At 45.3% G+C, this 26104-nt stretch carries 19 protein-coding genes, 1 pseudogene and 1 riboswitch; of the genes and pseudogenes, 6 read left to right on the top strand and 14 right to left on the bottom strand.

The annotated features are described in order from the left end of the window. Positions 1 to 72: 72 nt before the first annotated feature. From BUC01_RS19730 to BUC01_RS19715, 4 genes are all read right to left on the bottom strand, one after another. Positions 73 to 654 carry an RNA polymerase sigma-70 factor gene (locus tag BUC01_RS19730; RefSeq protein WP_025832700.1) on the bottom strand — a complete coding sequence of 194 codons (582 nt, stop codon included), beginning with the start codon at positions 652 to 654 and terminating at the stop codon, positions 73 to 75. Positions 655 to 943: 289 nt separating this feature from the next. Then, on the bottom strand, positions 944 to 2554 hold the full coding sequence (locus BUC01_RS19725; protein ID WP_025832699.1) for an NAD(P)/FAD-dependent oxidoreductase: 1611 nt from the start codon (positions 2552 to 2554) through the stop codon (positions 944 to 946). Between the two features lie 80 nt (positions 2555 to 2634). Beyond that, positions 2635 to 4002 (bottom strand): DNA repair protein RadA, encoded by a 1368-nt coding sequence (gene radA, locus BUC01_RS19720; protein WP_025832697.1) that lies wholly within the window; start codon positions 4000 to 4002, stop codon positions 2635 to 2637. A 247-nt stretch (positions 4003 to 4249) separates the two neighbouring features. Next, positions 4250 to 5290, bottom strand: a complete 1041-nt coding sequence (locus BUC01_RS19715; protein WP_025832695.1) for an asparaginase — start codon at positions 5288 to 5290, stop codon at positions 4250 to 4252. Positions 5291 to 5740: 450 nt separating this feature from the next. Here BUC01_RS19715 and thrA point away from each other — a divergent pair, with 450 nt between their 5' ends. The 3 genes from thrA to thrC all read left to right on the top strand — a co-directional run bounded on the left by thrA (position 5741) and on the right by thrC (position 10817). Beyond that, positions 5741 to 8173 carry a bifunctional aspartate kinase/homoserine dehydrogenase I gene (gene thrA / locus BUC01_RS19705; protein ID WP_025832693.1) on the top strand — a complete coding sequence of 811 codons (2433 nt, stop codon included), beginning with the start codon at positions 5741 to 5743 and terminating at the stop codon, positions 8171 to 8173. 4 nt (positions 8174 to 8177) lie between these two features. Further along, positions 8178 to 9446, top strand: a complete 1269-nt coding sequence (locus tag BUC01_RS19700; RefSeq protein WP_025832691.1) for a cofactor-independent phosphoglycerate mutase — start codon at positions 8178 to 8180, stop codon at positions 9444 to 9446. 69 nt (positions 9447 to 9515) lie between these two features. Further along, positions 9516 to 10817 (top strand): threonine synthase, encoded by a 1302-nt coding sequence (thrC, locus tag BUC01_RS19695; protein ID WP_025832689.1) that lies wholly within the window; start codon positions 9516 to 9518, stop codon positions 10815 to 10817. Positions 10818 to 11839: 1022 nt separating this feature from the next. Here thrC and BUC01_RS19685 read toward each other — a convergent pair. Together BUC01_RS19685 and BUC01_RS19680 are read right to left on the bottom strand one after the other, a co-directional pair. Beyond that, positions 11840 to 12151, bottom strand: a complete 312-nt coding sequence (locus BUC01_RS19685) for a type II toxin-antitoxin system RelE/ParE family toxin (protein WP_009131995.1) — start codon at positions 12149 to 12151, stop codon at positions 11840 to 11842. Next, positions 12136 to 12327 (bottom strand): hypothetical protein, encoded by a 192-nt coding sequence (locus BUC01_RS19680; protein WP_025832682.1) that lies wholly within the window; start codon positions 12325 to 12327, stop codon positions 12136 to 12138. The genes BUC01_RS19685 and BUC01_RS19680 overlap by 16 nt, the downstream gene beginning before the upstream one ends. A gap of 127 nt (positions 12328 to 12454) precedes the next feature. Between BUC01_RS19680 and BUC01_RS19675 the strand changes: the two genes are divergently transcribed. Next, positions 12455 to 13363, top strand: coding sequence for a DMT family transporter (locus tag BUC01_RS19675; RefSeq protein WP_025832680.1), 909 nt, complete (start codon positions 12455 to 12457; stop codon positions 13361 to 13363). A gap of 79 nt (positions 13364 to 13442) precedes the next feature. On the opposite strand, the gene BUC01_RS19670 is transcribed toward BUC01_RS19675, so the two are convergent. The 3 genes from BUC01_RS19670 to BUC01_RS19660 are packed head-to-tail and all read right to left on the bottom strand — an operon-like array spanning position 13443 to position 17025. Beyond that, on the bottom strand, positions 13443 to 14108 hold the full coding sequence (locus BUC01_RS19670) for a thiamine diphosphokinase (RefSeq protein ID WP_025832679.1): 666 nt from the start codon (positions 14106 to 14108) through the stop codon (positions 13443 to 13445). 16 nt (positions 14109 to 14124) lie between these two features. After that, positions 14125 to 14727 carry a nicotinamide riboside transporter PnuC gene (pnuC, locus tag BUC01_RS19665; RefSeq protein WP_073314603.1) on the bottom strand — a complete coding sequence of 201 codons (603 nt, stop codon included), beginning with the start codon at positions 14725 to 14727 and terminating at the stop codon, positions 14125 to 14127. Between the two features lie 3 nt (positions 14728 to 14730). Next, the gene (locus tag BUC01_RS19660; RefSeq protein ID WP_025832677.1) at positions 14731 to 17025 is read right to left on the bottom strand and encodes a TonB-dependent receptor; all 2295 of its coding nucleotides are present in this window, start codon (positions 17023 to 17025) and stop codon (positions 14731 to 14733) included. A 34-nt stretch (positions 17026 to 17059) separates the two neighbouring features. Further along, positions 17060 to 17156: riboswitch (TPP riboswitch) on the bottom strand. Between the two features lie 141 nt (positions 17157 to 17297). Here BUC01_RS19660 and BUC01_RS19655 point away from each other — a divergent pair. Then, on the top strand, positions 17298 to 18167 hold the full coding sequence (locus tag BUC01_RS19655) for a mechanosensitive ion channel family protein (RefSeq protein ID WP_034524394.1): 870 nt from the start codon (positions 17298 to 17300) through the stop codon (positions 18165 to 18167). Positions 18168 to 18256: 89 nt separating this feature from the next. On the opposite strand, the gene BUC01_RS19650 is transcribed toward BUC01_RS19655, so the two are convergent. The 5 genes from BUC01_RS19650 to BUC01_RS19630 form a co-directional block, all read right to left on the bottom strand. Beyond that, positions 18257 to 18505 carry a hypothetical protein gene (locus BUC01_RS19650; protein ID WP_025832674.1) on the bottom strand — a complete coding sequence of 83 codons (249 nt, stop codon included), beginning with the start codon at positions 18503 to 18505 and terminating at the stop codon, positions 18257 to 18259. 78 nt (positions 18506 to 18583) lie between these two features. Beyond that, positions 18584 to 20149, bottom strand: a complete 1566-nt coding sequence (locus tag BUC01_RS19645; RefSeq protein WP_073314601.1) for an ATP-binding protein — start codon at positions 20147 to 20149, stop codon at positions 18584 to 18586. Between the two features lie 148 nt (positions 20150 to 20297). Further along, a complete protein-coding gene (locus BUC01_RS19640) occupies positions 20298 to 22922 on the bottom strand; it encodes a secretin and TonB N-terminal domain-containing protein (RefSeq protein ID WP_073314599.1) in 2625 nt (874 codons plus the stop codon). A gap of 204 nt (positions 22923 to 23126) precedes the next feature. Further along, positions 23127 to 24098: a FecR family protein gene (locus BUC01_RS19635; RefSeq protein WP_025832672.1), complete on the bottom strand. Its 972-nt coding sequence runs from the start codon at positions 24096 to 24098 to the stop codon at positions 23127 to 23129. A 393-nt stretch (positions 24099 to 24491) separates the two neighbouring features. After that, complete coding sequence (locus BUC01_RS19630; RefSeq protein WP_073314597.1) at positions 24492 to 25043, bottom strand: RNA polymerase sigma-70 factor; 552 nt, start codon at positions 25041 to 25043, stop codon at positions 24492 to 24494. 175 nt (positions 25044 to 25218) lie between these two features. On the opposite strand from BUC01_RS19630, the pseudogene BUC01_RS19625 reads away from it, so the two are divergent. Then, positions 25219 to 26010: pseudogene (locus tag BUC01_RS19625) on the top strand (glycoside hydrolase family 43 protein); the annotation flags it as partial. Positions 26011 to 26104: the final 94 nt, after the last annotated feature.

The raw sequence follows: 26104 nt of genomic DNA, 5'->3' as shown, positions 1-26104 counted from the left end.
TAAAAGAAAATTGGGAAAAATGAAATCTATTTCATTTTTGCTCTCAAAAAGGGCAGAGATATATGGCTGAACTTAATAATAGAAGAAGAAATAAAATAGAGGAAGATAATCTTTTAAGGTTATCCGTAATGCCTTTAATGCTTTTGATATGTGATATTCCACTCCTTTTACGGAAATTCCCATCTGTTCGGCAATTTCTTTATTGGACTTGTTTTCGAACCGACTTAGTAGAAATGCCTGCCGGGTTTGGTCGGATAGTGATTTCAATGTTTCCCGGATGATACTTTCTACTTCATCCGAGAATATTTCATTGGGATCACATGACTCTAAAGTAGAAATACGAATAGAAAGTTCCTGTTGCTGCCAATCGGCCATAGATTCAAAAGCCGTGCGTTTGACTTCTTCGTGCTTCAGATAGTCCAAAGCTTTATTCTTTAATATGGTAAGTAGGAACGGTTCTATATAATCTATTTTCTCTGTTTTTAATTTTTCCCATAATTTAATCAACGACTCGGAAGCAATATCTTCTGCTGCCAAATCATCATGAACATATGATTTGGCAAAGAAGAATGACTTCTTGTAATAAGAAGTGTATATCTCATTAAAAGAATTTACGATAACATTGCTCATTGGTATGTCAGTTGTGCTTTTCATTATGTACATTAAAAAGGTATAGCAAAGTTAGCAATAAACATCCATATAACTTTATACACTGTTGGAAAATCATTTACTTTTATAATGACATTTTGTTAATGCGTTAGCTATCAGTGAACTGCATTTACCGACAAGTTCCCCCTTTATGTAAAAGTGTTTACCGCAGGATGTAACGACCTTTACCCCTTATTGTAACGCTCTTTACCTCGGCATGTAACGGCTTTTACCTCGGCGTGTAAATGAAGTTACCATTTGGGGTAAACAGTGTTACCGTGAAAGGAAACAATTGTTATGGCTTGAAATAGTTGGCTACCGCTTCTGCACATCGTTCTCCGTCGATGCCTGCCGATACGATTCCGCCTGCATATCCGGCTCCTTCCCCGCAAGGGAACAGTCCTTTTATTCGGATGTGCTGTAATGTATCCTTGTCTCTTATGATTCGTACGGGAGCTGATGTACGTGTTTCTATACCAATCATGACGGCCTCGTTTGTGAGGAATCCATGGCTGTATCGTCCGAATTGCTGAAAACCTTTACTTAGCCTTTCTGTCAGAAATGAAGGCATCCAGAAGTGAAGCGGAGAAGATATTAACCCCGGAGCGTATGAACTTTCGGGAAGGTCGTAACTCAGCTTTTTACGTGTAAAGTCCAGCATACGTTGTGCAGGAGCTGTTTGCCGCATATTGCCTTGCTGCCAGCAGGCGGCCTCTAAGGCCTCCTGAAAATACATCATGTTCAATTGACAATTGGCTGCGCTATTGCGCTGTTGCTGGCTTGGAATTGTCAATTGTGCATTGTCAATTGTCAATTGCTCCAAGTCTTCCGGTCTCAGTTCTACTACCATTCCCGAGTTACTCCAACGCGACCCGCGATTACTGGGACTCATTCCATTTACTACAATCTGTTGCGGACCGCTGGCGGCGGGGACAACGAAACCACCCGGGCACATACAGAAACTATATACCCCTCGTCCGTTTACCTGTGTCACAAAACTGTATTCGGCGGCAGGCAGATATTTCCCCCGTCCATTCTTATTGTGATATTGTATCTGGTCGATTAGTTCTGAAGGGTGTTCAAGACGTACGCCTACTGCAATGCCTTTTGCCTCAATTTCTACATTATTGTCCGCTAACCAACGATATACATCCCGTGCGGAATGTCCTGTTGCCAAAATCACAGGACCGAGGATAGTCTGCCCTGTATTGGTTTCGATACCTTTTATCTCATCGCCTTCTATAATCAAGGCATCCATGCGTGTTTCAAAGTGTACTTCTCCGCCACATTCGAGGATAGTATTTCGCATATTCTCTATCACACGTGGCAATTTATCCGTACCGATATGAGGATGTGCATCTATCAGTATGGCTGTAGGAGCACCATGTTGACAGAATACATTCAATATCTTATCCACATTTCCACGTTTCTTGCTGCGGGTATAGAGTTTCCCGTCCGAATAAGCACCTGCTCCACCTTCACCAAAGCTGTAATTGGATTCCGGGTTGACTGTGTGTTCCCGGCTGATGAGTGCCAAGTCTTTCTTACGTTCGCGCACATCTTTTCCACGTTCCACGATGATGGGACGTAGTCCAAGTTCAATGAGCTTTAGTGCGGCAAACAATCCACCGGGTCCGGCACCTACTACGATGACTTGTGGTTTCCCTTCCACATTGTTATATATAGTATTCTGGAATTCCTCATCCTTGGGCATTTCGTTCTGGTAGACCCGTATGCCTAGGTTTACGAATATAGTTCGTTGACGGGCATCAATGCTCCGCTTCAGTATTCGTGTAGCGGTAATATCCCGCATATTCAGTCCTTTTTCCTGTACGAGGTACTCTTTCAATCGTTGCTCATTGGCGGCTACTTCGGGTAGTACGCGTAGTTGGTATTCTTGTATCATATATCTATATTAATCTATTTCCACATCTATATTTTCTTTAAAAGCTCAATGTTATACTACTTTGTGACTTCTGTAGTGAATTAGCCGAACAGTGCCCGGAACGCTTCCTCCACCTTCCGTACCGGTATCAGTTCTATCTTAATCTTCTTTGTGTCAATTCCCTGCAGATTGTACTTTGGCAGTACAAACCGCTTGAACCCTAATTTCTCCGCCTCTCCTATGCGTTGTTCGATTCTATTCACTGGTCGTATCTCCCCGGACAAACCAATTTCTCCCGCCATACAAACTTCCTGTTCAATAGCTGTATCCATATTGCTGGAAAGAATGGCGCTGATAACTGCCAGGTCTATTGCCGGGTCGTTCACCTTCAATCCTCCTGCGATATTGAGGAACACATCCTTTTGCGCCAACTTGAAACCTACCCGCTTTTCCAGTACAGCCAGCAGCATATTCATTCTCCGCAGGTCGAATCCCGTGGCCGAACGTTGCGGATTGCCATATACCGCACTGCTTACCAATGCCTGTGTCTCAATCAGGAACGGGCGTATCCCTTCTATAGCCGAAGCTATCGCTATGCCGCTCATTCCTTCGTGATCCTGGCTTAGCAGCAGTTCCGACGGATTGCTGACTTGCCGTAGTCCATCCTGCCGCATCTCGTAAATGCCCAGTTCCGCCGTACTTCCGAAACGGTTCTTGATACTGCGCAGGATGCGATACATATAATGCTGGTCACCCTCAAACTGCAATACCGTATCTACGATATGCTCCAACACCTTCGGTCCGGCAATGCTGCCTTCCTTGTTGATGTGCCCGATAAGCAACACCGGTGTGTGTGTTTCTTTGGCAAAGCGAAGAATGCTTGCCGAACATTCGCGTACCTGTGCAATGCTGCCCGGTGACGATTCGATACTTTCTGTTGATATGGTCTGTATGGAGTCGATGATAACCAAATCCGGGCGTGTATTTTTTATATGAACAAAAATCTGCTCCAATGACGTTTCGCAAACAATGAGGCAATCGGTGGGGTTCTGTGACAAACGGTCGGCACGCAGCTTTAACTGACGGGCACTTTCTTCACCGGAAACATAGAGAACACGTTTTTCCGGGATATGCAGCACCGTTTGCAGCACCAACGTTGATTTACCGATACCCGGTTCACCGCCGATGAGTACCAAAGAGCCGGGAACCAATCCGCCTCCCAACACCCGGTTCAGTTCCTCGTCGTGCAGGTTGATACGTGGTTCGTCATCCGCTTCTATTTCGCTGAGGATTATAGGCTTTGGCTTTTCTGTTTTTATTCCGGATACCGGTCGTTTGTTTACTGTCTCTTTCCGTACTATCTCTTCCACATACGTATTCCACTCTCCGCACGACGGACATTTGCCTACCCATTTGGGAGAGTCTTGACCGCAATTAGTGCACACATAAACTGTTTTTTCTTTTGCCATATAAGGAAATGTCTTGCTGAATGATTGGTCAAAGATACGAATTTAGCTGTTTACTCATCTTGATTTGAAACTTATTTTGTAGTGGCAAAATGCTTCACTGGAAAGCTACACCCTTTGTTCTGGATGGTGTAGCCATTTGTCCAAAAGGGTATAGGCATCCGAGGGAAAAGGTGTAGCCTTGGGAAATGTATATAAGGACGGAATGGAATGTACGGATAATCAGTAAACTATGCTCCCGAAGTATAATTTAAATCGTGGTAATCTCTCCTGCCATTGGTATATTCATACGTTCCCTTACTTCGCTGGGTGTATAGCCATGCCCCAACAGGAACATGAGTTTTGTAACCGCAGACTCTGTCGTGCTGTCATATCCGCAGACCACGCCAGCCTGCATCAACTGATAACCTGTTTCGTAGCGTTCCATTTCTACGGTTCCGGCACTGCATTGAGTGACGTTGACAATCACAACCCCTTGCTCGCAAGCATTTCGCAAACGGCGGATGAACCACTCTTTGCGGGGAGCATTTCCCGACCCGTAAGTTTCGAGCACGACAGCTTTCAATCCCTCAATGCCCAATATACTCGACACCACATTCTCCTGAATACCCGGAAAGAGTTTTAGGACAGCTACATTGGTATCTAATAAATAATGTGGCTTCAGTTCCCGTTCAACTTCCTTAAAGCGGATTTGCACATTGTTGTATTTAATATGGATACCTGCTTCTGCCAATACAGGATAATTGAATGAACGGAATGCATTGAAGTTCTCTGCGTTCATCTTGATAGTGCGGTTACCACGCATCAGGTGATTCTCAAAGAAAATGCAGACCTCGGGTACAAGCGGGTTACCTTTGGCATCGCGTGCACTGGCTATTTCAAGACTGGTCAGCAGGTTTTCTTTGCCGTCCGTGCGGAGCACACCGATGGGCAATTGTGAGCCGGTGAGAATGACAGGCTTGCTCAAACCTTCCAGCATAAAGCTGAGGGCGGATGCGGTGTAAGCCATCGTATCAGTGCCATGCAGAATCACAAAGCCGGTGTATTTGTCATAATGGTCACTGATGATATGCACCAGTTTACGCCAGGCTTCCGGGTCCATATCCGAAGAGTCCATTGGAGGATCGAACTGGTAAGTATCGATATGGAATGTGAAGTTTTGCAGTTCCGGTACGTGCTTTTTCAGTTGCTCGAGATTGAAATTCTCTAAAGCACCTGTTTCGGGGTTTTCTATCATTCCGATGGTTCCACCGGTATAGATTAGCAAAATGGAAGTTATATTCGGGCTCATACGCATTCTCTTACGGTAATTTAGTGCAAATATAATGATATATCTTGAATTGAATAACAAAATGTAAGAAAAGTATGCCTGTGTTATAGGAGTTTCGTGCCGAAATGTGTGAAAATGTCACTTTGCCTTTTTGCATATTTCTGCCTCTTTTTGCAGCTTTCTATATTTTTATTACAAAAAAACCACAAAATGTGATAGATTGAATGTTTTTATTATTACTTTTGCGACACTTATCAATAAAGAAAGAAACAGAGAGTATGAACAAGTACTATCAACATACAGTCACATCCATGTGCATGACCATGACCCTTAGGGGTTAATGGATAGTATTTGTGTTTCTACGTGTTACACTATTTTTAGCAGCTTTTCTTATTTTAATTCAAGTCAATACAGGCATCAATGCCCTGTTCTCGACACATTGTATCAACCTTATCAATAATTATAAAGGAAATGAAAGTAATTAAATTCGGTGGAACGTCCGTAGGTTCCGCGAACAGTATTTTGAGCGTCAAGAGAATTGTAGAAGCAGTAGAAGAACCGGTTATTGTGGTGGTATCCGCCTTGGGTGGCATCACAGACAAGCTGATAAATACGTCGAAAATGGCTGCCACCGGCGACGCTGCTTACGAAAATGAGTTCCGTGAGATCGTTTACCGTCATGTGGAGATGATCAAGGAAGTGATTCCTGCCGGTGCGGCGCAAGTGGAACTGCAACGCCAGATAGGTGAATTACTCAATGAACTGAAAGATATTTTCCAGGGTATTTATCTGATTAAAGACCTTTCGCAAAAGACATCCGATACGATTGTCAGCTATGGTGAGCGCCTGTCGTCCATCATTGTGGCAGAACTGACGGGAGCGAAATGGTTCGATTCCCGCAAGTTCATCAAGACGGAGAAGAAACACTCCAAGTATGTGCTGGATACGGATTTGACGAATGACCTGATCCGCGAAACGTTCAGTGAACTTCCGAAACGTTCATTAGTGCCGGGGTTCATCTCTACTGATAAGGTGACGGGAGACGTAACGAATCTGGGGCGTGGTGGTTCCGATTATACGGCTGCGGTGATTGCGGCTGCACTGGATGCCGACCAACTGGAAATCTGGACGGATGTAGATGGCTTCATGACTGCCGACCCGCGCGTGATTTCTACGGCTTACACCATCAACGAACTGAGTTATGTGGAGGCAACGGAGCTTTGTAACTTCGGTGCCAAGGTGGTATATCCGCCGACCATTTACCCGGTTTGTCACAAGAATATTCCCATATTAATAAAGAATACATTTAATCCCGAAGGAACGGGAACGATTATCAAACAAGAAGTTTCCGATCCGCAAACCAAAGCGATTAAGGGTATTTCTTCCATTAACGATACGAGCTTGATTACCGTGCAGGGTCTTGGTATGGTAGGTGTGATTGGTGTGAACTACCGCATCTTCAAGGCGTTGGCGAAGAATGGTATCAGCGTATTCCTTGTGTCTCAGGCTTCTTCGGAGAACTCTACGTCTATCGGTGTGCGCAATGCGGATGCCGATCTGGCTTGTGAAGTGCTGAATGAAGAGTTTGCCAAAGAAATCGAGATGGGAGAGATTTCTCCGATACAGGCGGAGAAGAATCTGGCTACGGTAGCTATCGTAGGCGAGAATATGAAGCATACGCCGGGTATTGCCGGAAAGTTGTTCGGTACGCTGGGACGTAACGGTATCAATGTGATTGCCTGTGCGCAGGGTGCTTCGGAGACGAATATCTCATTCGTCGTGGATTCTAAATCATTGCGCAAGTCACTGAACGTTATCCATGACTCGTTTTTCCTGTCTGAATATCAGGTACTGAACCTGTTTATCTGCGGGGTAGGTACGGTAGGCGGCAGTCTGGTAGAGCAAATCCGTTGCCAGCAACAGAAGCTGATGGTAGAGAACGGTTTGAAGCTGCATATCGTGGGTATTGCCGATGCAGACCGCGCGATGTTCAGTCGTGAGGGTTTTGATTTGACCGACTTCCGCAAAGAGCTGGCAGAAAAGGGAAAACCGAGCACACTGGAAACTTTGCGTGACGAGATTATCGGTATGAATATCTTCAACTCCGTATTTGTGGATTGTACGGCAAGCGCGGCAGTGGCTTCTTTATACAAAGACCTGTTGCTGCACAACGTTTCCGTAGTGGCTGCCAATAAGATTGCCGCTTCTTCGGAATACGAGAATTATCGTGAACTGAAACAGATTGCCCGCCAGCGTGGTGTGAAGTATCTCTTCGAGACGAACGTAGGCGCGGGACTTCCTATTATCAATACAATCAATGACCTTATCCATAGTGGTGACAAGATATTGAAGATTGAAGCTGTGCTGAGCGGTACGCTGAACTATATCTTCAACAAGATTAGTGCGGATATTCCTTTCAGCAAGACCATCAAGATGGCGCAGGAAGAACGTTACTCCGAACCGGACCCGCGTATCGACCTTAGTGGGAAAGATGTTATCCGCAAATTGGTGATTCTGGCGCGTGAGGCAGGTTACAGACTGGAACAGTCGGATGTGGAAAAGAACCTGTTCGTGCCCGATGATTTCTTTGAAGGTACGTTGGATGATTTCTGGAAGAAAGTGCCGAGCCTGGATGCGGACTTCGAAGCCCGTCGCAAGGTACTGGAAGCTGAGAATAAGCACTGGCGTTTTGTTGCTAAACTGGAGAATGGCAAAGCATCTGTTGGCTTGCAGGAAGTGGGTGTAAATCATCCGTTCTATGGCCTGGAAGGTAGTAACAATATCATTCTGCTGACCACGGAACGTTATAAGGAATATCCGATGATGATACAGGGATACGGTGCCGGTGCCGGAGTAACGGCGGCAGGTGTATTTGCGGATATCATGAGTATTGCAAATGTTTAATAAAATGAAACATATAATCATATTAGGCGATGGAATGGCGGATTGGCCTGTGGAGTCATTGGGCGGTAAGACGCTGATGCAATATGCCAAGACGCCTTATATGGATAAACTGGCGGGCATGGGGCGCACGGGACGGTTGAAGACCGTTGCCGACGGTTTCCATCCCGGCAGCGAGGTGGCGAATATGTCCGTTCTGGGCTACGACCTGCCGAAAGTGTATGAAGGACGAGGACCTCTGGAGGCTGCCAGCATCGGCGTAGATTTGAAGCCGGGCGAAATGGCAATGCGTTGTAATATCATTTGCATTGAAGGCGATCATATTAAAAACCATTCTGCCGGACACATCACAACGGAAGAAGCCGATGTATTGGTGAAGTACTTGCAGAAACATCTGGGCAATGAGCGGGTGTATTTCTATACAGGCGTGCAATATCGTCATTTATTGGTGATCAAAGGTGGAGATAAGCGTATCGATTGTACGCCACCGCACGATGTGCCGTTGAAACCTTTCCGCCCGTTACTGGTGAAACCGATGCCGGGTACGGAGAATATAACAGTTCCCGAAGACGGTGCAGAACTGACTCCGCAACAAACTGCTGATTTGATTAATGATCTTATCCTGCGTTCGCAGGAGCTTTTGAAAAATCATCCGTTGAATCAGAAGCGGATGGCGGAAGGGAAAGACCCGGCTAATAGTATTTGGCCCTGGAGTCCCGGCTATCGTCCTAAAATGGAACGTTTGTCTGATAAGTTCCCACAAGTGAAACGGGGGGCAGTGATTTCTGCTGTAGACTTGATCAATGGTATCGGATATTATGCGGACTTGCGTCGCCTGACAGTGGAAGGTGCTACCGGATTGTACGATACCAATTATGAGAACAAAGTGGCTGCCGCATTGGAAGCCTTGAAAACGGACGATTTCGTCTATCTGCATATCGAAGCCAGCGATGAGGCGGGACATGAAGGAAATGTGGAATTGAAACTTCTGACGATCGAGAATCTGGATAGCCGTGCCGTAGGTCCTATCTATGAAGCCGTGAAAGATTGGGAGGAACCGGTAGCTATTGCTGTACTGCCCGATCATCCTACTCCATGTGAGCTTCGCACACATACCAATGAACCGATTCCTTTCTTCATCTGGTATCCGGGTATCGAACCGGATAGTGTACAGGCCTTTGATGAAGTGTCTGTTTGTGAAGGAAGTTACGGATTGTTGAAGGAAGATGAGTTTATTAATGAATTTATGAATGGCACCACGGATTACACAGATTAACACAGATTTTGATAAATAAAAATATCTGTGTTAATCTGTGTAATCCGTGGTGAATAAAAATATTCCCAAATGAAATATTACAGTACCAACAAACAAGCTCCCGGCGCCAGTCTGGAAGAAGCCGTAGTAAAGGGACTTGCTGCTGACAAAGGACTTTTCATGCCGTATAGCATTAAACCTTTGCCGCAAGATTTTTATGATAGTATCGATACTCTTTCTTTTCAGGAGATTGCTTATCGCGTAGCCGATGCTTTCTTTGGGGAAGATGTACCTGCCGATACATTGAAACAAATCGTTTACGATACATTGAATTTTGATGTTCCTTTGGTGAAGGTGACGGAAAATATTTATTCACTCGAACTTTTCCACGGCCCGACGCTTGCTTTCAAAGATGTGGGCGGACGTTTCATGGCCCGTCTTTTAGGGTACTTCATCAGAAAAGAAGGTAAGAAACAAGTCAATGTATTGGTTGCTACTTCCGGTGATACGGGAAGTGCGGTAGCTAATGGTTTCCTCGGTGTGGAGGGTATTCATGTATATGTGCTTTATCCCAAAGGAAAGGTCAGCGAAATACAGGAGAAACAATTTACGACTCTCGGACAGAATATCACAGCCCTTGAGATAGACGGTACATTCGATGATTGCCAGGCGTTGGTGAAATCTGCCTTTATGGATAAGGAACTGAATGAGCATCTGCAACTTACCAGTGCCAATTCCATTAATGTAGCACGATTCTTACCGCAGGCTTTCTATTACTTCTATGCTTATGCTCAACTGAAGAAGATAGGCAAGGCGAACGATGCTGTTATCTGTGTTCCGAGCGGTAACTTTGGAAATATCACTGCCGGATTGTTTGGCAAACGTATGGGGTTGCCAGTGAAGCGCTTCATTGCTGCCAATAACCGTAACGATATCTTCTATCAATACTTACAGACCGGAGTTTATACTCCACGTCCTTCTATCGCTACCATTGCCAATGCTATGGATGTGGGCGATCCGAGTAACTTTGCGCGTGTACTCGATCTTTATGGAGGCAGTCATGCAGCCATTTCTGCTGAAATCAGTGGTACTACTTATACTAATGAACAGATTGCCGAAACGATGCGTGAGACGTGGAAAGAATGTCATTACCTGCTCGATCCGCATGGTGCCTGTGGTTTCCGTGCTCTGAAAGAAGGATTGAAACCAGGTGAAACTGGCGTTTTCCTGGAGACGGCGCATCCGGCAAAATTCCTCGAAACCGTGGAAGGTATTATCGGCGAAACCGTAGAAATTCCTGCGAAACTGAAAGCTTTCATGCAAGGTGAAAAGCAAAGCCTGTCGATGACAAAGGAATTTGCTGATTTTAAAAGTTATCTATTGTCGCTATAAGGAGCGGGATTTCTTTAAGCAGGAAGAAATAAAGACCCGAAAGCTTGACTTTGGTGTTTCAATATAGTATATTTGTAACCGTAATTTTAACTCAGATTCAAGTTTAAATTAGCATAAGAGGAGGGGCATTGCTTCTCCTCTCTTTTTTTATCCCATCTGAAATGCCACATCTGATCTTCCCGAATGCCACATCTTAATGACTGAAATTCCACACTCTAACAGGCAATTAATGTGGCATTTACCCAATTAGGGTGTGGAATTTGCCTTATTCAACTGTGGAAAACACATCATCTACTTGTGGCAAACGCATCATCTGTTTGCATGAAACACATGATGCGTTTGAGAGATTCAGACCATCTGTTTCAGAGGTATGCTACTAAGGACAGCAGTGATAAAACAACTTGCCGGAGTTAAGAATGCATAAATCTGCTCTTGACAAAAAAACAGTAACTACTCAAGGATAATATTATTATAACATGAAAAAAGGCCTCTGCTAACTATGTTGGATTGTTTTTTATACCTTTGTACCCATATTCATTAATATTGCGAACAAGGAGTTGAAATTCTTGTTCTTGAGTATACTCCACATTTTATGCAGAGATACAGAGAACGTTACCTCAGGTATTATAATCTGGAAACTGGTAATTATAATGCATTTGAGTATTTTAGCATGAAAAATAATAATACTCTTTATGTCAGGCAACCTGACAATTCATACTATTTTATATCAGAGCAAGGTGTCATGATTGGCAGACTGGTGTCAGAATGCATGATAAGTCACAGAACTTATATCGGAGATGATAACCTGTCTCTCCGTAAAAGGATTATTCTTGATGAAGAATATAAAACCCTTTGTGCTGCAAACGCACTTCTCCGTTTACCTGATAATTTGAATTTGGAGACAGTACGTAATGTTGCCAGTCAATACAACTTGGGTGATGAGTTCACACGAAGATGGTATACATGGCATGCTATGGAATTTGTTCAATCATAATTCGCCATTTATTTACTTTTTTTACATCTCATTCCTTTTTGGGGATCACCTTCAGTTCCCCCATTTTTAGTCGGTTGTCCCATAGTACAACAACTTCTATCTTCTTGAGGCTATGTCGATAGAAAAGTGTATATCCCGGGTGAGGAATGATGTAGCGTATATTTTCTACTTCTGTCGTTTGTCCGATGAACGGATTCATGCTGATGCGGTGTAATATGTTCTGTAATTGTACATAGAGCACTTCACCAACCTCATTATTCCCATTCTTTAGTTTTAGTATCTGGAATGCTTCCTTCAACTGTTTCTTGGCGACGAGCGACCATATTACTTGCTTAGCCATTCTGTTACCTCCTTGTTTATTGTTAAGTTATTCTGTCCTTCGCGGTTATCCAATTGGCAGCAGGCAGTTTCAACTTCCCGGCGCAGTTGATGAGAGAATATGAGCACTTGTTCTTTGCTCTTAGGTTCATCTTGCGTTTCGGTACGCAGTGTGTCTTTTTCTTCTTTACTTTTCATAGGCTATCCTCCTTTGTTTTTCATAGAACATCCTAAAGATACGAATAGTTTTGGAATATCCATGCGGTCTGAACATTTTTCTTCTCCCTGCGTTCTCTGTCCTTGAAACCAAAATTGCGATATCCGAATGAAAGATAAGAAACTGGAGGCTAACTTAAGCTTAGTAGGCTCGCGTATATTGGCGGGATTGAATATGAATGCCCTGAAATACCTGCTGCCCGTGTGGATGGGCGCATTGACGGGCGTCACGGTGCGTTGTACTTTTGCTGCCGTGGCGTTCTGGGTGACAGGCTGGTTTGTGAAAGAAGCGCCTATCACACGGCGGCAGCGTATCGGGCTACTTTGCCTGGGGGCATTCGGCATGTATGGTTTTATGTTTTGCTATCTGCTGGGCATCAGTAAGACGACGCCTGTCAGCAGTGCCATCTTCAATTCCCTGCAACCTATCTGGGTGTTTCTTATCTCTGTTTTCTTCCTGCACGAGCGGGCTACGCTGATGAAAATCATTGGTATCTCCCTCGGTTTTGGCGGTGCGCTGCTCTGTATATTGACGCAAGGGAGTGATGACCTGGCACACGATGCACTGACGGGTAATATGCTTTGCTTGCTCAGTTCGTTTGTTTTTGCCATTTACCTGATACTGAGTAAAAAGTTGCTGGAAGAGATTGGTTTGGTGACCGTAATGAAATATGTGTTTGGGGGCGCGGCGCTGTCCGGTCTGGTGATATCTACTATCTTCGGATGGGACGCGCCGTTGTTCACCGACGCTACTCATGGCACATGGCACTGGATGCCGTGGTTGATATTGACCTTCATCCTCATTTTCCCCACCTATCTCAGCTACTGGCTGATGCCTATCGGACTGAAATATCTGAAAACAACCGTAGTAGCTATGTATGGTTATCTGATACTGATTGTGACCAGTGTCGTTTCTTATATTGCCGGACAGGACCGTTTCACTTGGGAACAGGGAGTGGCTATCGGAATGATATGCTTGAGCGTGTACTTTGTGGAGGTGGCGGAGAGGAAGAAATGAGATATAGTTATTAGCTATTAGTTATTTGTTTGTCATCGCTCTTATACCGAAGGGGATCGCATAAGTAAATAACTAATAACTAATAGTTAATAACTACCAAGTATTCTCCTTCTGCGTGAACAGTAAATTCCGTTCCCGTACATTCGTTCAATGTGCCTTGCCACCAGTTGGTGAAGTCGCTGAGAGGGTAGACAAGACCTTCGCCGCGCAGTCCATGGGCGCCGAAGTTGATGATGGAGACTTGCTTTCCCGGTTGGCAGGAAAAGGTATGTGTGTGGCGGCAAGGGATAAAAACACTGTAGTCAGTAAATGTACGGACGTTGGCTCCGGCACGCATATAGTCGATGAGGAGGCTGATATTTCCTAATGTATGGTCTTCCCGTTTGCCGGTGGCTCCGACAATGATGATGTTTTTCTTTCCCTGCTCCATGAGGAAATTGACGGCTTTCGTCTGGTCGTTTGTTTCCTGGTCGGAGATATGATGAAGGATATGGCTATACTTCCGGCGGTTTTCTTCGCTCAGTGAGTCGCCGTCACCGATAATTACGTCCGGCACGTGGCCTTGTGCTATATAGGCATCTGCACCGCCATCACAACAAACCACATAGGGAGCGTTCGCTAACATTTGCGAAGGGATGGGCTGGGTGGGGTAATCACCATTTGCAAGGATTACTGCTTCCGGTTCACCACAGAGGGCACAGAGGACACAGAGGTCTACTGGGTTCTTATCATATTCTTCTTTCATTACTAATCACTAATAGTTAATCACTAATCCCTGTTTTCATCATCTTCTTCCATTTGAAGTAGCCAAAGATAGCGATTATAGTATAAAGGGCGTATAGTCCTGCTGTAAAATTAAGTTCTTTATAAACATAGAGTCCGGCGCTGACGACGTCTACTACAATCCACGCCCACCATTGTTCCACGTATTTGCGTGCCAGCATCCACATGCCGACGATGCTGAGCGCGGTGGTGAATGAATCCAGCCAGGGAACATTGCTGTTGGTAAATTCTATCAGTATCCAGGCAATGCCGATGAAGGTAACGGCGAATACAATGCCGAGGGGAAGATAATAACGCAAGGGCATACGGGTGATGGGGAGTTCCTGCTCTTCTTCCGTGCGGAGATGTAGTTTTCTTCTGACAAAGCTACCGTATTTCCACATCATCCAGCCATACACTGCCGCGCCGAGATAGTAGATGTTGATTCCGAAGTCGGCATATAGCCCGGCATCGTAATAAACGAAGATATAGATAGCGGGCATGATGATACCCGCTATCCAAAGATAGATACTCGCCCGGTATTCCAGCCAAAGATAGACAAGCCCGACGATTGTTCCGATTATTTCAAGAGTTTGCTCCATATACTAAAAGCTCAGCGTAATGTGTGCCAGCGCGTTAATACCTGCATTGGGATAGTAGGCTGCATAATTGGATGTATAAAGCAATTTGCTGTCTTTATCCTTTATCTGATTCTTACCGTGACCTTCGTACACAGCGCTTCCCGATGCATAGCCGTTACTTTCGTAGGTTTCGTCAAACAGGTTATAGACTGTCACACCTACATTAACAGATTTCAGCCCTTTCAGTTTGAAAGTATATCCGAGGCTCAGGTTGCTTACACAGTAAGCATCCAGCGTACAGTCTTCCTGATGGGCATTGTTTAAATATTGCTTGCTGACGTATTGCGTCTGCAAAGATGCATTAAAACCTTTATAATCCAAAGAGATAAGGCTGTTTGCCATGAAGTCCGGTGAGAAAGAGATGGGAGTGGTTCCGATATAGCGGGTGGTCTGCGAGATGCCCCAGCTTTCACTATACATATCTTCCCAGTCCTCATTCACATCACTCAGATATTCGGTGTAATTCTTGATGCGGTTGCGGCTCCAGGTTGCATTGACATCCCAGCGCAGCCAATTGGTGATGCGGGCACCTGCCATCAACTCGATACCCATGCGATAACTGTCTTTCACGTTTTCTGCTACGGGTTCTCCGATTTCGTTCAATTGTCCATTCAGCACCAATTGATTCTTATAATCCATATAGTACAGGTTGACACCTGCATTAAACCAACCTTTGCGGAAGGTGTAGCCCAGTTCATAGTCGAACATCCGTTCTGATTTGGGTTGCGCAGCAAACAGGTTGTCGGTATAGTTGTTACGCGTCGGCTCTTTATTTGCTACGCTGAAAGAGGCATAAAGATTGTTATAGGGATTAATTTTCCAGAAAATACCGGCTTTAGGATTGAAGAAGCTGAAATCTTCATCAATACTCAGCGGTTGCAAGTGTGCCGGATCGGCTGTCCAATCCCATTTGTCGTTATTGCCGTTTATCTTGTAGCGCAGATAGCGATATTGCATATCGGCATATAAACTAACCCCATCCAGTATTTCATAATTTACCTTTGCGTAGATGTTGCCATCTGTTTTCCGTCCGATATTGCGGTAATATTCATGATCGGGGGCAAGCTCACCCAGATAATTCTTCACCCATACCACTTTGCCGCTATGGGTATTCTTATAATAATTCAGTCCGCCACCGATGGAGGCATCTAACTTGTCTCCTTTATAATCGAAAGAGAATATACCGCCACCGAAACCACTGTCTACCAGCTTGCGGCGTACAAGGTCCGACTTCTCTATAGTGGTGCCGTTTGTTTCAAATGGTGTCAACCCATACTCCACCAGTGTACGCCGATTTTTGTATTCCTCATAGTAACCGTAACCGTCAGTGTAGTGCAGTGCTATGTTCAGTTTCCACGAAGAAGACAATATCTGGTTCAGTAATAATTGGTAATTCGTCTGGCGGTAGTAATCTATCTGGTTGTCATAGAACCCGATTACATTTCTTTGGGCATCTTCTATGGCGCCGTTGGGATTGTACTTACGGTCGTTTTCCAGTGTCTTTTTATCCAGACCATCCCAGGCATGATATGTTTCTTCTTTTCCACCGAAGGTGATGAATTTGACGGTGGTCTTGTCGCCATAATATCCACCTTGCACAAAATAAGATTTCAGGTCGGCGCTGGCACGGTCACGGTAGCCGTCACTGTGGATATTAGACAGACGTGCATCGAAGCCCCATCGCCCATTGATGAGGCCGGTGCCTACCTTTACCGTTTCCTTATGGGTGTTGAATGACCCGTAAGAGCCTGAGAACTCTGCATACGGTGTGGGTAGAATGCCTTGTGTCTTCATATTGATGCTGGCTCCGAATGCTCCGGCACCATTTGTGGAAGTTCCTGCACCACGTTGAATCTGCAAGTCCTGGAGTGAGGAAACAAGGTCGGGAGTATTTACCCAAAATATGGAATGGCTTTCCGCATCGTTCATCGGTATGCCGTTGGTGGTTACGTTGATGCGTGTAGCATCTGTTCCGCGCACCCGAATACTGGTGTAGCCGATACCTGCACCCGCATCACTCGTTGTCAGTACAGATGGTGTGAACGACAACAGATAGGGAATGTCTTGCCCGAAGTTCTGCTTCTTAAGCTGTTCTTTACTTACATTGGTAAACGCCACCGGAGTGGTTCCCGTGGCACGGGTGGAGATAATTTCTACTTCCTGCAGGTCTATCACCCGCAAGCTGTCCTTTTCATGCGTCTGCGCACAGACACTCAGCGTCGCCGTCAACAGGCAGGCCGCCATAGCATGTTTTCTCATTGCAATTTTAACTATTAAAGATTAATACAGAAAAGGGGAACTTTTCTTCTTTTCCCTCCGCCGGCACTACCCGGATCAGGTCAATGGGTATGATCTCAGCCCGTCATATTAGGGCACCCCTTAGTTGAAATCGGGGGCAAAAGTAGCCGTTTTCATTGAAACCAGCAAATGGAGTGAACGATAATCGAATATATTTGTTAATTTTGTAACCGGTGGATGATTATTAGCTCCACCTCAAAAAACATTTTTATTAACATCAAACGAACAATATTATGTTATTATTACAAGCAGCGGCTCCTGCCGCTGAAACAGTAGTGGAAGACAGTTTCAGTAAATTACAGGTCTTTCTTCAGCAATTAATCGATTGGGGAGTGAATGCAGGCGGCCATATTATTGGTGCTGTGCTGATTTTCATCGTTGGACGTTTCCTGATTTCTTTCCTTAATAAGATGGTGGCGCGTTTGCTGGCGAAGCGTCATGTAGATGCCAGCATCCAAAGTTTTGTCAAGAGTCTGGTGAATATTCTGCTGACTATCCTGTTGATTATCGCCGTTATCGGTAAGTTAGGAGTAGAAACAACGTCGTTTGCCGCCTTGCTGGCATCCGCCGGTGTGGCTATCGGTATGGCATTGTCCGGGAACTTGCAGAACTTTGCAGGTGGTCTGATCGTCTTATTGCTTCGTCCCTATAAAGTAGGTGACTTGATTGAAAGCCAAGGCGTAACGGGCACAGTGCGCGAAATCCAGATATTCCACACTATTCTGCTGACTGGTGACAACAAAGTGATTTATATCCCGAACGGTGCATTGAGCAGTGGTACGGTGACCAACTACAGCCGCGAAAATACCCGCCGCGTAGAGTGGGTGATTGGCGTAGAGTATGGCGAAAACTTTGATAAAGTAGAAGAAACCACCCGCCGCATCATTGCCGAAGATAAACGGATTCTTGGTGACCCTGCACCTTTCGTCGCCCTTCATGCGCTCGATGCAAGCAGTGTGAATGTCATCATCCGTGCCTGGGTGAAGAGTGAGGATTACTGGGGAGTTTATTTCGATATGAACAAAAACATTTACTCCGTATTTAATAAGGAGGGCATCGGCTTCCCTTTCCCACAACTGACGGTACATCAGGCGAAGGACTGATAGTCATATAAATGAAGAGGAGCATTACACTTACTGTGATGCTCCTCTTCATTTATTGTTATTACTTACTACGAATATTGTTATTCTTTTTACATCTCATATACTCCGAGCTCTTCTTCTATTTCTTCACATTCACTCTTCTCGATATGTAGTAAATGGTTGATTTCCCTTCGTTTCTCAAGATCGGTGAAGTAGCTTTCTACTACAGTGTACAAGTCAAAGCCTCGGGTGGAACCTGCCGCCATATCCAGTGACTCTACCATTTTCTCTACCGCCTGGTGAATGCGTTCCTTATTAATGAAATGCAATTCGTTACTATGAATCAGATACTTTTCCATGATAGTTGTGTTTTAAAGTTCTTCTGATATAACGTTTGCCGTGAAGGGTTGGTTCATATATTGAAACTAATAAGTCATTTATGAAGTTTTTAGTACTATTTTCTTGTCGTAAGGCAATGTAAACCAGAAACAGGACCCTTCCCCCCATCTCGATTCGACACCAATTTCTCCGTGCAACTGCTCTACGATGTTCTTGCAAATGGCAAGCCCCAGTCCGGTTCCCTGCGCAAAGGAGTTGAGTTTTACAAAACGGTCGAAGATGGTGGGGATATGCTTCTCCTTGATTCCTATTCCGGTGTCCTGAACGTAAAAGCGGATGGTGTTGTTATCGAGTACGTGATATCCTACCCGTATTTCTCCTTCCTGTGTAAACTTCAATGCGTTGTTTATCATGTTGGTAAGTACTTGGTATATCCTGTTCTTATCAGAATAGATGTAACACTCGGGAAGACTTTTTTCGAGGATAATGGGCACCGGTGAATCCCAGCGCATGGTGCAGCTTGTCACCACCTCTTCACAAACCTTATTGACATCAGTCGTCGACAGGTTGAAATCAAGTACTTCCGCTTCTATTTTTGAGAGATCGAGAATATCCGTAATGAGTTGCAGCAATATATCATTGTTCTTCTTAATGATTTTTATGTACTCCTGTTTTTCCTCTATTTCCTCTGTTTCGGTCATCAGATCCGAGAACCCGACAATGGCATTGAGAGGCGTACGTATCTCATGGCTCATATTGGCAAGGAACGCTGTTTTGAGGCGATTGCTTTCTTCTGCTTTTTCTTTGGCAATGATTAATTCCTGTTCCGTTTTTTTTAATTCCGTGATATCCCAGGAAATGCCGAGGATAAGCGGCAGGCCTCCGGTACTTGATGGAATGAGCGTCTTGATGGAGCTGGCCACGCGTTTTTCGCCATTTGTCGTAGTGAACTTTTCTACAACATGCAGTTCCTCCCGGGTGTCCATCAATGTTTTATCGTTCTTTGAAAACCTTTCCACGTCCAGCGAGTCACTGAATATTTCTTCATCTTTGCGTCCCAGCACTTTGGCTGCCGTTATTCCGGTGCCGCTGACCAATGCCTTGTTCCAATACACATACCGGAAATCATTATTGGGATCTTTCACAAAAAGATATACCGGAATGTTATTGAGAATAGCATCCATCAGGATATTCAGGCGGGCAATCTCTTTTTCCTGCCTGATGCGTTCCGTTATATCTTCCAGTTTCAGTACGCCTCCCTCTATTTCATTATCTTCGTTGAATACAGGGTTGGCTGTCACTTCCAGGATACGCCCACTGCGTTCCAGTGAGTGATATTCTTGCGACTTTGACTCGAATATCCTTTTCACCGGACAATTCTCGCAGGGGGTGTCCCGGTGGAATACTGTCTGATAGCACAGTTTCCCTTCTTTGTAGGTATCTTCTCCAATGATGTGGGAATAGAGATTCAGTGATTCCCACTGTACTACGAATTCTTTGTTCAGATAGACCATGCCGATGTTCAGGTTATCTAAAACAATCTTCCGATCTGTCATGGCTTTTGCAGCCTTTTGTTTTGCAGCCGTGAGCCGTTGTTCATTTTTCTCAAGCCGGGCCAACAACTCTTCCGGTGAATGGAAATTATGATTCTGCGTATCAGTCATTTAAAAATATCATATATTGAGCAATAGGCTGCGAAGATAGTTCTTTTCTGTTGTTAATTCGGTTAATATACAATTTTTAAGGGGTTAATATGGGTATTATATACAACTTTTGTGTATTGTATAGCCAGTGATGGAGTGCTCTTTGTCATTAAAAATATATTTTATAGCTTATATTGGGGATTAAGCCTGTGCCATCCACTTTCTTGATTTTGTTGGTCTTCTCATTATATTCATAGAAATGCATTCCGGTGCGCATGCCTACGTTCAGCAGCTTGATGGCAAACTCGTGCGACACCTTTTTCTTGTTAATCCGGTAGCTGAAAGAAATATCCCCGTTGATGGTTGGGGAGAACTTTTCGCTGTATGCTTTCGTTTCGTCGAATACGATGTCATGCTCTATCATGCTTTGTTTTCTGTCTACCGGGGTGTAGCGGTCGCCTCCCTGGAAGTAGATGCGTCCGTTGAGGCTGAGTACATTCTGTTTCAGCCGGCCCACCATCCATTCTTTTCCGGCAAGGACGTTCAGCAGGTAATTCTTGTCCAGCCGCGTATTGCGCCAGATGTTGTCTCCTCCTTTATAGCGGGATTTGAATAGGGAAGCTGTTATCATATAATAGAAGCCGTCTTTCATGTATTGCTCCAGAGTGATGTCGATACCATAGTTTCTGCCGGAACCTTTGTTCTTGAGTAGCCTTTCCAGATAGAAGTCCTGGTGATTGATGATGGAAAAGGAAGAATTCTCTTCGACGGGGATGCGGAACAGATATTGGTAATAGGGCTCTATCTTCAGGTGCATGTACGGGTTGATGTTCCAGTCATATGTAAGTCCGAAGTGATGGGCTTTGGCAAAATCCAGATATTTGTTGGATTCGGTTTTGCCGTTGACGGTGCGTTCCACGAAGTAATAATCCAGTTTCTCCCGACGGCTGTGCAGTCCGTAGGCTGCTGCCAGGGAGTGCTTCGGAAGGAAAGACCATTTGATGGCTGCCCGGGGCTCTACGGACCAGTTCTTGTTGAGGGTGAAGTATTGGGCAGTGAGGCCCAGACTGGCGGTGAGACGATTGCTTAAATTGATGACAGAACTGCTGTATGCCGAGAGTACGGCGCTTTCTCCGTTGCCTTTTGAGATTTGTTCCATAGGGATGTCCAGTCCGAAGTAGGGGCTGACTTTATAGTCCAGGTCATATTTCAGTCCCGTGAGGGTGATGCCCGTCCTGTTCACGTGGTTGGGGTTGAATTTCTTGTTCAGATAAGAATTGAAAACAACGTCCCATTTGGAATTCCGGATGTCTCCTACGGGGACTATCCGGTCATCTTCCGTCTGCTGATTGGCTGTCGTGTGGTCTTGTGAATAGGTGGCGGCGAGTGACGAACGGATATAAGTATCTTCATTGATGAGATATTTGTGAGTCATGCCTGCGGCGGCTTTGTCCAGGGTGGTTTCGCCCGACTGGCGATCGGCTTGTGTTTCCCATTTCTCCCGTTCCTCGGCTTCGGGCTTGTTGCGGTCTATCAGGCCAATCCCCCATAGGGAGAAAGTGCCGGCTCTCTTTGTCGGGAAGTTCAGCTTGAAGGCAAGGTCCTGGTATTTCATGTTTATATCATTTCCGGTAGCCAAGGAAGTGGTGGAGAAGCGGTAATTGAAGATGTAGGAACTGCCTTGCTTCTTGCTGAGGGGACCTTCGGATGCCAGATCGATACCCATAATTCCTAACTGGAAGGTATGCTCATACTTCTGATTGTTTCCGTTGCGGATGTGCATGTCGAAAACGCCCGATAAGGCATTGCTGTATTCGGCAGGGAAAGCGCCGTTGTAGAAATCGGAGTTGCCCACGACCTGTGTGCTCAGGGCGGACAGGAAGCCGCCGCCCAGACCGGAGACGTCGGCAAAGTGGGTGGGATTGGGTATTTCGACACCTTCCAGCCTCCACTGCGTGAACTGGGGGGAGTTTCCTCTGATGGCTATCGCGTTTGTCCCGACGCTGCCTGCCACGCCTGCAAATGCGGTGGTCAGTCGGGCGGGGTCGTCGAAACCGTTGGCAAAGCGGCCGGCTTCTTCCATGCTAATCATGCGTCCGCCGGTGATGGCCATGGTGTTCAGGGGCTTGTCTTTACGGACTTCGGGGTGTATGACAATCTCGTCCAGTGAGTGAACGTTCTCGTCGAGTGGGATTTCAAGGTACACTTCTTTGGAGGAAGTCACGGGGATTTCGTTGAGGATACTTGCGTTGTAGCCCACAAAAGATGCTTGCAGGTTGCAGCGTCCCACCAGAACGTGGTCTATCCGAAATCGGCCTAAACTGTCGGTGGTGGTGCCCAGCGAACCGCTACCCATGATTCTTACGGTGACAAATTCTATAGGCATGTTGGTTTTGGAGTCGATAACGACGCCTCTTATGGTTTGAGTTAGTTTTTGTGTCTTTTCTTTGGCAGGCGGTTGTTGTCCGTCCACCGGGGTGATGATGATGTGGTAGCCTGTTATTTTGTAGGTATAGCGGGTACCTTTCAGGATTTGGGATAATGCTTTGTCTATGCTCAGGTTCTTGAAGGAAAGAGAGAGTTGTTTTTTTACGTCTAAGGCGGATAGTTCGTAGGCCACGCTGTAGCCGGTTTGCAGTTCTATCTGGGCAAAGGCTTCTTTCAGTGAACTGTTTTTATTCTGTATGGTGATTCTTTTCCCTTCATCCTGCGCGGTGGCGGCAAGGGAGAGAAGGGTGAAGAGTAGGAAAATAATGTTTTTGTTTATTTGCTTATTAATGCTTATTCGATTCATTATTGTACATTTTTATAAGATAAGCTACATTCCGGCATAACTTTCTCATGCAAGCATGAAAGTTCTGCACTCAATTTGCATTATCTTTGTAGGGTTAATACTTTATTGTTAGTTTGAAAAAATAAAAAGGATTAACATCTCAGAACCGGGTTGAGGGTCTCAAGCTACAATCCGGTTCCTTTTTTCTTCATAGGCTGCTGGGTTTTATGGGTTATTACTTAATTCTATTTCGTTGCCCTCCTGCCGGTAGCGGAAGCCAATCATTTCTTTCAGTACGGTTAATATCTCGTCCAGAGTCTCGTTTTTCAGGAACCTGACGGTGTAGCGCTTGGAGGCGGGGATATTGACGGAGGTGGTGAACGTTACGTTGTACCGCCTTTCCAGTGTCCGGATAATTTCGGTGAAAGGTGCATGGGTGAATATTAGCTTTCCGGTGATCCAGCTATCGGTGTCATTGGCGGGGATTTCCGTAATGCTGATGCCGGAGGTGCGCTTGTCATAGGTCAGTTGTTCGTTGGGTTTCAATATCCGGGAAGCCTGGGTGGGGGAGGTGACTTCTACCTTGCCGCTTGTCAGGGTGGTAGTCACTGAATTATCGTCCGCATAAGCCTTTACGTTGAATTTGGTTCCCAATACTTTGACGGAGAGCTGCGGAGTATTTACAATGAACGGGTGGGCGGCATCTTTTTTGACGGAGAAGTAGGCTTCGCCGTTGAGGTGCACGGTACGCTGGGAGTCAGAAAACCGTTTGGGGTATTTGATAACGGTTCCGGCATTCAGCCATATTTCGGAGCTGTCGGGCAGGAGGAGGTGCTTCTTCTCACCGTATGCTGCTGAAATCTCAATCAGATGATTCCGGGTGGAAGTATGGTAAAGATAGCCTCCTGCTAGGATGAATAGCGGAATGAGTACGGCTGCGACGCGGCCGATTTTTTGACGCAAGGGGAGGGGGCGCATCTTTTGATGACTGATTCTTTTGTTCACCCGTTCCAAGGCGAGGTAAGTGTCCGTATCGGATTTCGCTTCTACTTCATTCCAATAAGCGAGTGAGGCTTCCTCTTTTTCCTCCGGGTACTTGTCTTTGATAATCCATCTCTGAACCTTTTCCTCTGTTTCGGGCGAGAAACGTCCCGACAAATATTTTCGTATGATTCTAACAATAGAGTTTGCTTCCATTTTTACTGCCTTTTGGTATATATACAGTTGAGATGCGGAAAGCTCAATAAGAAAACTGATATTTTTTTCAAGAGAGGTTATTCATGAAGGTTTTGTTCATAAGTACATGGTAATGAACTCAGCTATACACAGTCTGGCCGTCATCTGTGATGTCATTAGGGCTGAGCCTATCATCATCCGTATTGATGATACACATCATCCGTATTGATGGTAGGCATCATCCGCATTGATGATACCCATCATTGGCATTGATGGTAGGAATCATTGGCATTGATTGTACCCATCATCGGCATTGATTCTATACTCACTTCTACACTAAGCCCGGCTCTGTTCCGGACATACCCCATCAATGTCCTGCTTGCATCCGTTCTCGAATAGAATACTGTCAGGATTTTATAAAAATACGACAAAGAAACATGAGATTGTTTTCCGTATCTCTTTCAAGGCAAGGCTCAACTGGCTTTCCACATTTCTTTTGGTTGTGTGCAGCCGTTCGGCTATTTCTTCATTGCTCAATCCCTCGTTCCGGCTCAATGCATAAATCTTCCGTCGTTGCTCCGGCATGTTTTCCACCGTCTCGTCAATCAGCAACCCCAACTCTTTCGCTATCAGTTCCTCCTCGGAAGTAGAACCGTATTCCTGCCCCTGAATTGTGCTCAGATAAGCCTCCTGCACATATTTACGCTTCAAAAAGTTGATTGCCGAATTCCTTGCCATCGTATGCAGAAAAGCATCGAACGATTTGGTATTGTCTATATCCCGGTGTTTCACCCAAAGATTTACAAATAAATCTTCTGCCAACTCCTCGGCATCCGGTTCGGACTTGACGTACCCGTATATAAACGCCTTCACTTTACCGTAATAAGCCAGAAAAACAACCTCAAATGCCTTGTGACATCCCTGTTGCAAGGCTTCAAGCGTTTTCATATCTATCTTATTACTCATGTAAGGGGCTGTTTTTGTTTTTGGTGGGAGCAAAAGAAGTGATTATTTATCTTATGAAGTCCTCCTTTTCGAATAATTAACCATGTCCTTTCTATTTTAGCATTTCCCCGGGGCTTGGGTATGTCCCGGAGATATGGTATATTTGCAAAGTAAACTTTTTAATCTTGATGAACCCATGAAAAGAAGAATAACCTGCCTGGCGCTGACCCTTTGTCTGGCGTTGACCGCCTTTGCCGGAAAACCCGCTTATCTTTTTTCTTACTTTACCGGTAACAGTGAAGACGGCCTGCATCTGGCCTACAGTTATGACGGCCTGACCTGGACGCCACTGAACGAAGGACGCTCTTTCCTGACTCCCGCAGTGGGGAAAGACAAACTGATGCGCGACCCCAGCATCTGCCAGTCGCCTGACGGAACCTTCCACATGGTGTGGACTTCCAGTTGGACGGACCGCATCATCGGCTATGCCTCCTCCCGCGACTTGGTTCACTGGAGCGAGCAACAAGCCATTCCCGTCATGATGCACGAACCCACGGCGCATAATTGCTGGGCACCCGAACTTTTCTACGATGAACCGTCGCAAACTTATTATATCTTCTGGGCCACCACCATCCCCGGCCGCCACAAAGAAGTGGCTACCAGTGAGAGTGAGAAGGGTTTGAACCATCGCATGTACTGTGTGACTACAAAGGATTTCCGTACTTTCTCCGAAACCAAGATGTTCTTCAATCCTGATTTCAGCGTCATCGACGCCGCTATTGTGAAGGTGCCCAAGAGCGACGAGTTGATTATGGTAGTGAAGAATGAAAACTCCAATCCGCCGGAAAAGAACCTGCGGATTACGCGTACAAAGAATATCAGGGATGGATTTCCGGTTGAAGTATCTGCTCCCATCACCGGTGATTACTGGGCGGAAGGTCCCGCTCCGCTCTATGTGGATGATGCGCTTTATGTTTACTTCGATAAATAGGGATATTCCTAAAATAATAAAATTTAAGGCAACTAATTCATTGCGAGTTAGTTGCCTTTTTTGTATCTTTAAGCATTCCCCCCAAAAAACG

This window comes from Bacteroides stercorirosoris (assembly GCF_900142015.1).
In the GTDB taxonomy this organism is placed as follows: Bacteria; Bacteroidota; Bacteroidia; order Bacteroidales; family Bacteroidaceae; genus Bacteroides; species Bacteroides stercorirosoris.
The sequence above is the reverse complement of the archived record's forward strand: the minus strand, read 5'-3'. Positions and strand labels throughout refer to the sequence as shown.

Bases quoted from the DNA above. Each gene is read 5' to 3' on its own strand.
- thrC (WP_025832689.1), top strand. From the start codon at position 9,516: ATGAAATATTACAGTACCAACAAACAAGCTCCCGGCGCCAGTCTGGAA.
- BUC01_RS19660 (WP_025832677.1), bottom strand. From the start codon at position 17,025: ATGAGAAAACATGCTATGGCGGCCTGCCTGTTGACGGCGACGCTGAGT.
- BUC01_RS19675 (WP_025832680.1), top strand. From the start codon at position 12,455: ATGAAAGATAAGAAACTGGAGGCTAACTTAAGCTTAGTAGGCTCGCGT.
- BUC01_RS19730 (WP_025832700.1), bottom strand. From the start codon at position 654: ATGAAAAGCACAACTGACATACCAATGAGCAATGTTATCGTAAATTCT.
- BUC01_RS19635 (WP_025832672.1), bottom strand. From the start codon at position 24,098: ATGGAAGCAAACTCTATTGTTAGAATCATACGAAAATATTTGTCGGGA.
- BUC01_RS19645 (WP_073314601.1), bottom strand. From the start codon at position 20,149: ATGACTGATACGCAGAATCATAATTTCCATTCACCGGAAGAGTTGTTG.
- BUC01_RS19640 (WP_073314599.1), bottom strand. From the start codon at position 22,922: ATGAATCGAATAAGCATTAATAAGCAAATAAACAAAAACATTATTTTC.
- BUC01_RS19670 (WP_025832679.1), bottom strand. From the start codon at position 14,108: ATGAAAGAAGAATATGATAAGAACCCAGTAGACCTCTGTGTCCTCTGT.
- BUC01_RS19715 (WP_025832695.1), bottom strand. From the start codon at position 5,290: ATGAGCCCGAATATAACTTCCATTTTGCTAATCTATACCGGTGGAACC.
- radA (WP_025832697.1), bottom strand. From the start codon at position 4,002: ATGGCAAAAGAAAAAACAGTTTATGTGTGCACTAATTGCGGTCAAGAC.
- BUC01_RS19650 (WP_025832674.1), bottom strand. From the start codon at position 18,505: ATGGAAAAGTATCTGATTCATAGTAACGAATTGCATTTCATTAATAAG.
- thrA (WP_025832693.1), top strand. From the start codon at position 5,741: ATGAAAGTAATTAAATTCGGTGGAACGTCCGTAGGTTCCGCGAACAGT.
- BUC01_RS19725 (WP_025832699.1), bottom strand. From the start codon at position 2,554: ATGATACAAGAATACCAACTACGCGTACTACCCGAAGTAGCCGCCAAT.
- BUC01_RS19685 (WP_009131995.1), bottom strand. From the start codon at position 12,151: ATGGCTAAGCAAGTAATATGGTCGCTCGTCGCCAAGAAACAGTTGAAG.
- BUC01_RS19630 (WP_073314597.1), bottom strand. From the start codon at position 25,043: ATGAGTAATAAGATAGATATGAAAACGCTTGAAGCCTTGCAACAGGGA.
- pnuC (WP_073314603.1), bottom strand. From the start codon at position 14,727: ATGGAGCAAACTCTTGAAATAATCGGAACAATCGTCGGGCTTGTCTAT.
- BUC01_RS19655 (WP_034524394.1), top strand. From the start codon at position 17,298: ATGTTATTATTACAAGCAGCGGCTCCTGCCGCTGAAACAGTAGTGGAA.
- BUC01_RS19700 (WP_025832691.1), top strand. From the start codon at position 8,178: ATGAAACATATAATCATATTAGGCGATGGAATGGCGGATTGGCCTGTG.
- BUC01_RS19680 (WP_025832682.1), bottom strand. From the start codon at position 12,327: ATGAAAAGTAAAGAAGAAAAAGACACACTGCGTACCGAAACGCAAGAT.